General features: G+C 68.2%; 6 protein-coding genes and 2 tRNA genes. 2 read left to right on the forward strand and 6 right to left on the reverse strand.

Annotated elements, in window-relative coordinates; genetic code table 11:
* Positions 1–131: 131 nt before the first annotated feature.
* Complete coding sequence (locus BN996_RS12260; protein WP_139043121.1) at positions 132–494, forward strand: hypothetical protein; 363 nt, start codon at positions 132–134, stop codon at positions 492–494.
* A 132-nt stretch (positions 495–626) separates the two neighbouring features.
* Here BN996_RS12260 and BN996_RS12265 read toward each other — a convergent pair.
* Both BN996_RS12265 and BN996_RS12270 read right to left on the reverse strand, forming a co-directional pair.
* Positions 627–701: transfer RNA gene (locus tag BN996_RS12265), tRNA-Ile, on the reverse strand.
* 97 nt (positions 702–798) lie between these two features.
* A tRNA-Asn gene (locus tag BN996_RS12270) sits at positions 799–871 on the reverse strand.
* A 136-nt stretch (positions 872–1007) separates the two neighbouring features.
* Here BN996_RS12270 and cca point away from each other — a divergent pair.
* Positions 1008–2387 (forward strand): CCA tRNA nucleotidyltransferase, encoded by a 1380-nt coding sequence (gene cca / locus BN996_RS12275; RefSeq protein ID WP_089779378.1) that lies wholly within the window; start codon positions 1008–1010, stop codon positions 2385–2387.
* On the opposite strand, the gene BN996_RS12280 is transcribed toward cca, so the two are convergent.
* The 4 genes from BN996_RS12280 to BN996_RS12295 form a co-directional block, all read right to left on the reverse strand.
* Entirely contained in the window at positions 2366–3379 is a 1014-nt protein-coding gene (locus tag BN996_RS12280) for a histone deacetylase family protein (protein WP_089779380.1), read from the reverse strand. The two genes, cca and BN996_RS12280, sit on opposite strands and share 22 nt — an antisense overlap.
* Positions 3379–3810, reverse strand: coding sequence for a histone (locus tag BN996_RS12285; RefSeq protein ID WP_089779382.1), 432 nt, complete (start codon positions 3808–3810; stop codon positions 3379–3381). Before BN996_RS12285 ends, BN996_RS12280 begins: the two co-directional genes overlap by 1 nt.
* Before the next feature lie 184 nt (positions 3811–3994).
* Complete coding sequence (locus BN996_RS12290) at positions 3995–5467, reverse strand: single-stranded DNA binding protein (RefSeq protein ID WP_089779384.1); 1473 nt, start codon at positions 5465–5467, stop codon at positions 3995–3997.
* A gap of 192 nt (positions 5468–5659) precedes the next feature.
* The coding region (locus BN996_RS12295) for a hypothetical protein (protein WP_089779386.1) at positions 5660–6000 on the reverse strand (341 nt) is incomplete at its 5' end.

The raw sequence follows: 6000 nt of genomic DNA on the forward strand, positions 1-6000 counted from the left end.
ACCGAAATAAAAGCTGTGAGACCGGTAGTCGCGTCAATCCTCGTCTCGGCCGTCGAGGCCCCGACGCGGGGTGCTCCGACTCGACCGCGGCCACGGACAGGAGAGATATGGTTCGACACCGACCGATGGCTATGGCAATCGTCGCGGAAATCCTCCTGCGGTCGGAGTTGCTCCCCCTGGTCGGGCTAGCTCGGTCGCTTCCGAACCGGGAGGTTTCGCTCTCGCAACTGATTCGACTCGACGACGCGAGACACCTCCTCATGGTCAGTGTCGAACCGGAAGCGAAGGCGGCGTTCGAGGCAGAGGTCGACGCTCAACCGGAAGTCGCCGACGTGGGGTCCTCGCGCATCTTCGCCGCGCGCTCAGCGCGGTCAACGAGACACCACGCTTTGCAACTGCCGCAGTGGTATCGAACGTACCGCCACAGGTGCGTCGCTCGACGAGCCTGCGACATCTACCGAACACCCCCGGCTAAAGTTATCGCCCGACGGTAGCCCGGTCCGTAAGCAGAGCTTATGGAATTAGGATTTTTGCGCGTTCTGAGATTTCGCGGAAACGGCGAATGTAGGCGCGTTAGGGTCCGTAGTGTGCCTTTTCCATCATCAACAAAACGGCTAAAATCATTATGGGCCCCATGGGGTTCGAACCCATGACCACCCGGTTATGAGCCGAGCGCTCTGACCAGACTGAGCTAGGGGCCCTCGGTCGATTCTTTCCCGTCGTCCCTCTTATGTCTTATCAGAAGCCGTCGCCGGCGAACCGGAGACGAACCGCTCGTCGGCGCGGGAAACTGAGAAGCGCCACCGCCAGGACTCGAACCTGGGACAACCTCGTTAACAGCGAGGTGCTCTACCAACTGAGCTACGGCGGCTTTCGTCTGCACTCTCTCGTATTCGATGTTTCTTGATAGGGCTTTCGTTTCTGCCCGACGGCTGGCGAATGCCACCGCCTGACGCGGTCGCACGAGCACCGTCACGCTTTCGCCCGCCCGCGGGGAACCAGCGAGCATGACGAACTCGGACCTCGCCGCGGTCGTCGCCGCGGTCCGCGAGCGCATCGACCCCGACGAGGCGGAGCGTCGGGCGCTCGCAGACGCGGCGGCGGCCCTCGAATCGCGCGTCCACGACGCGCTCGCGGACCTCCCGGTGGACGCCGACGCGCTCCAAGTCGGCAGCACCGCCCGCGGCACGTGGCTCTCGGGCGACCGCGACATCGACCTGTTCGTGCGCTTCCCGGCCGACCTCGACCGCGAGGAGCTCGAACGGTACGGCCTCGAAGTCGGCCACGCCGTCCTCCCCGACGGCCACGAGGAGTACGCCGAACACCCCTACGTGAAAGGCGACTACGACGGCTTCGACGTGGACCTCGTCCCCTGTTACGACGTGCCGTCCGCCTCGGACATCCGCTCGGCGGTCGACCGGACGCCGTTTCACAACGCCTACCTGACAGAGCGCCTCGACGACGACCTCGCGGCGGACGTGCGCGTGTTCAAGCGCTTCCTGAAGGGAATCGGTGCCTACGGGAGCGACCTCCGAACCGAGGGCTTCTCGGGCTATCTCGCCGAACTCCTCGTCGTCGGACACGGCGGCTTCGAACCGCTGCTCCGGGCGGCCGCCGATTGGAGCCCGCAGGTCGAGTTCGACCCGGAGGACCACGGGACGCGGCGTTTCTCGGACCCGCTCGTCGTCATCGACCCGACCGACCCCGAGCGGAACGTCGCCGCGGTCTGCTCGGCGGAGAACGTCGCCCGACTCCAGCACTACGCCCGCGACCTGCTTTCTGACCCGCGCGAATCGCTGTTCTTTCGGCCCGACCCGCCGGCGCTCGACGACGACGACGTTCGGGACCACCTCGACCGCCGCGGGACCACGGCCGTCGCCGTCGTCTTCGACTGCCCGGACCTCGTGGACGACCAGCTCTACCCCCAGCTCAGAAAGTCGCTGACCGGCGTCGCCGACGGCCTCGACAGGCGCGGCTTCGACGTGTTCCGGCGCGCGACGTTCGCCGACAGCGACGGCGAGGGGCAGGGCGAGGCCGTCCTCTTCGCTGAACTCTCTGTCGCCGAGCGCCCGGCGGTCGAGCGCCACGAGGGGCCGCCGGTCCACGTCCGCCGGCACGCCGAGGGATTCTACGGCGCGTACGAGGACGGCGACGACCACTACGGGCCGTTCCTCGACGGCGACCGCTACGTGGTCGAGCGGGGCCGGGAGTTCACCTCGGCGACCGACTTCCTCGAAAGCGACGCGCTGTTCGACGTGGCGCTCGGAAAACACGTGGAATCGACGCTCAAAGAAGACGGATACGACGTGCTCGTCGGCGACGACGTGGCCGCGCTCGCCGAGTCGTTCGGTGCCGAGTTGGGTCGCTACTTCGCGCCGAGGCCGTGAGCGGCGCGCACGTCGTCGACTAGCTCGACGTTCTTCTCGTCGGGGTCTTCCTCGGGGTCCATGGCGATGCGGCCGTCGAACGTCTCGTGGACGGTCGCGACGCCCTCGGAGAGCGTGTCGAGGCCGTAGCCGCCTTCGAGGACGAACGCGATGGCGGCGTCGGTCGCCGCACAGAGCTCCTGGACGCACTCGGTGAGCATCGCGTAGCCCTCGGTCGAGACGCGCATCCGCGAGATGGGGTCGTGGCGGTGGGCGTCGAAGCCGGCGCTCACGATGAACAGGTCGGGGTCGAACCGCTCGACGGCGGGCGCGATGGCCTCGTCGAACGAGTAGACGTAGTCGGCGTCGCCCGCGCCGGCGTGGAGCGGCACGTTGAGGGTCGAACCGTCGCCGTCGCCCTCGCCGGTCTCTTCGACCTCGCCCGTACCGGGGTAGAGGCCGTCCTCGTGGATGGACGTGTAGAACACGTCGCCGCGGTCGTAGAAGATGTCCTGCGTGCCGTTGCCGTGGTGGACGTCCCAGTCGAAGATGGCGACGCGCTCGGCGAGACCGTCGTCGATGACCGCCTGCGCGGCGACGGCGGCGTTGTTGAAGAAACAGAATCCCATGGCGTCGTCCTCGACGGCGTGGTGACCCGGCGGCCGGCCGAGCGAGAACGGGGTGTCGCGGCCGTCGTCGCCGTCGAGCGCGGCGTGGGCGGCCCACTCCGCGAGACCGGCGGACGTGAGCGCGGCGTCCCACGACGCCTCGACGGCGACGGTGTCGGGGTCCCAGTTGCCGCCGCCATCGAGACAGAAGTCGTGGAACTCGTCGACGTAGCCGTCGTCGTGGACGGCCGCGACGGTCGATTTCTCGGCGGGCGGGGCGTCGACGTACTCGACGCCGTGGCGCTTCGCCAGTCCGCGCCGGATGGCACGGAGTCGGTCGGCCGTCTCTGGGTGCCGCGGCCCGGTGTCGTGGTCGAGACACGTTTCGCTGTAGCCGAATTGCATTATTCGAAGAGGGAGAAGTAGGTCTCGATGTCCTCGGATTGGACCGTCCGCCGGTCGGCGTGATGGGCGAGTTTGACGGCGGCGCTCGCAACGTTGACGGCGTAGTCTTCGAGGATATCGGCCAGGGCGATTCGAGCGTCCATCGCGACGCGGTAGCGGTCGTCGATTCGGAGGCGAGCGATGCGGTCGATGGGGGCGATAGGGAGGGAGAGTTCGTCGCGGTCGACGACCTGTTGAACGCCGAAGTCCTCGGCCATCAACGTCTTGCGACCGTCCGCCGTCGCCCGGTCGGCGGCGTCTATCGCGAGTTCCGCGCCGCGGTCCTGAATCCGGCGGGCGAGCGCCTCGGCGGCGCCGGCGCTCACTCGCAACTCACCTGCGTTCTGCCGGATAATCGCGTCTACCGGGGCGAACGGTAGCTCGACACTCATACCCACATATCGGGTCCGTGCGGCGTATAATCCTTTCCGTCGCGGTCCCTTCTGTATTTTATCGCACGGAGGGCTCCCGAGAGGTCGGATTTCGCGCCGAGAGCCCGCAGAAACCGGGCGAACAATGAGTCAGATTCGACGGCGGGGTGGCGGGCGACCGGCCGTCGCGCCGTCGCGTCGCCGCCTACCGCTGTGCGCCGGTGTGGACCTCGACCGTCTCGGCGCTGATGCGGCCGTCGGTCTCTGTCCCGGAGACGGTCACCTCGTCGCCGAGGCCGAGGTCGGCGTCGGTGTCGACGGTCTTGGTCTGCGTGCCGTCGTCGAGAATGACCGGCGTCCCGGCCTGCACGACCGTCCCGGTGAACTCGACTTCCTCGCCGGCGGACTCGGCCGCGGACGCGTCGGACGAGGACCCGCCGTTCGCGGCGGACGTACCGTCGGACGACCCGGACGAGCCACCGGACGAGCCGTCACCGGAGAACGCGCCGAGGCCCTGATCGCTCGGCGGACTGGGTGCCGAGCCGCCGGCGTCGGTTCCGGCCGCGCCCTCGGGGGCTTCGTCCATCACGGTGACGGACGACCGCCAGCCGGCGGAGGCTTCGAGGTCCTCCTGCCAGCCCTCTTTGATTTCCACGTCGGTGATGACGACGTAGTCCGCGAGGTCGACGTCGGCGTCGGCCTTCTCGCCCCAGAGGGCGACCCGGATGTCGCCGGTGCCGTCCTTGACGCGGATGTTTCGCACCTGTCCCTCCGAGCCGTCGTCGCGGTCGAAGGTGCGCTTGCCGTCGGCCTCGATGACGCCGCCGGCGATGTCGACCGTCTGACCGAGTTCGAGCGAGCCGATGTCGGTCGTCTCGGGGACGTACTCGATGTCCTCGTCGATGACTTCGACCGCGCCGCGGGAGCCGACGTGGAGTTCGAGCGAGCCGTCGCGCTCGCGGACGTAGCCGTCGACGACCTCGACCGACTGGCCCGGTTCGAGTTCCTCGGCGAGGTCCGCCCGCTCGTCCCAGAGCGTGACGCGGACGCGACCGGTCGGGTCGCCGACCGAAAGGTTCGAGACGCGACCCTCGGTGCCGTCGTCGCGGTCGAACGTCCGGACGGTGCCGGCGTCGAGAATCTTGCCTTCGAGGTTCACGTCCGAGAGACCGAGCGCGAGGTCCTCGACGCGATAGGTGTCGAGCACCTGCACGTCGACCTCGGCGTCGAGGTCCTCTTCGACCTTGCTGGCGCTGACTTCCACGCCGTTGTAGCCGTCTTTCGGACGGCCGCCGATTCGGAGGACGGTGCCGACTTCGAGGTTCTCCTTCGCGCCGGCGGCCATCTCGTCCCACAGCGAGACGCGGATGCGTCCGGTCTCGTCGGCGACCTCGATGTTGACGACCCGTCCGTCTTCGTCCTCGCCGTCGCGCTCGAACGTCCGCACCTCGCCGATGCTGACGACCTTGGCGAGGAACTTCACGTCCTCCATGCCGGGTTCGATGTCGGCGATGCCGTGTACCTCCTCGTCGCGCAGTTCGTGGGCGATGAGCATCGCCGCCGTCTCCTCGTCGGCGAGGCCGCCCATCTGTTCGACCTTGTCGTTGACCGCCGCCTCGAACTCCTCGAACTCGACATCGGTGTCGAGGTCGTCGTAGACCTCCCGGATGACGCCCATCAGGCGTCACCTCCCGAAACGAAGCGCGCGCGTCGCCGCAGACCAAACGTCGTACTCATACTATGGTCGAACAGGGAAGGGCGGCGCTTAAGCGTTGTTTTCCTCCGGATTGGAACGCGCGAGCGACGGCACAAATCGAGCGACATAGCGAGGGTGGCCGCGCCCTCGGCTTTGAACGTTCGGACGCGACCGTCAGGGGGCCACGTCGATGCGAGCGACCTCCCGGCGGCCGTTCGCGTCGTCGTGGACGACGACCGCCCGACCGGGGAGGCCGCTCTCGAATCGGAGGGTCGCCTCGTAGCCGCGGGCGACAGGCGATTCGTCGCAGTTCTCCGCGTCGGCTCGCTCGACGGTTTCGACGACGACCGTGACCGTGTCCGACGCCGCGTCGTAGTCGGCCCGCGCGAGTCGGGCGATGGCGCAGTCGGTCGCCCCCGAGACGCACCCGACGACGGAGACACCGGTCTCCGTCTCGGACGCGAGCGCCCCGCCGTCGGCCGGGCAGGCGTCGGCGCGGACGGGCGTGAACGACC

Origin of the sequence: Haloferax massiliensis (assembly GCF_001368915.1) — an archaeon.
GTDB lineage: Archaea > Halobacteriota > Halobacteria > Halobacteriales > Haloferacaceae > Haloferax > Haloferax massiliensis.

Excerpts from the sequence above, each read along its gene's own strand:
- BN996_RS12260 (WP_139043121.1), top strand. The coding sequence starts at position 132 with ATGGCAATCGTCGCGGAAATCCTCCTGCGGTCGGAGTTGCTCCCCCTG.
- cca (WP_089779378.1), top strand. The coding sequence starts at position 1,008 with ATGACGAACTCGGACCTCGCCGCGGTCGTCGCCGCGGTCCGCGAGCGC.
- BN996_RS12280 (WP_089779380.1), bottom strand. The coding sequence starts at position 3,379 with ATGCAATTCGGCTACAGCGAAACGTGTCTCGACCACGACACCGGGCCG.
- BN996_RS12285 (WP_089779382.1), bottom strand. The coding sequence starts at position 3,810 with ATGAGTGTCGAGCTACCGTTCGCCCCGGTAGACGCGATTATCCGGCAG.
- BN996_RS12290 (WP_089779384.1), bottom strand. The coding sequence starts at position 5,467 with ATGGGCGTCATCCGGGAGGTCTACGACGACCTCGACACCGATGTCGAG.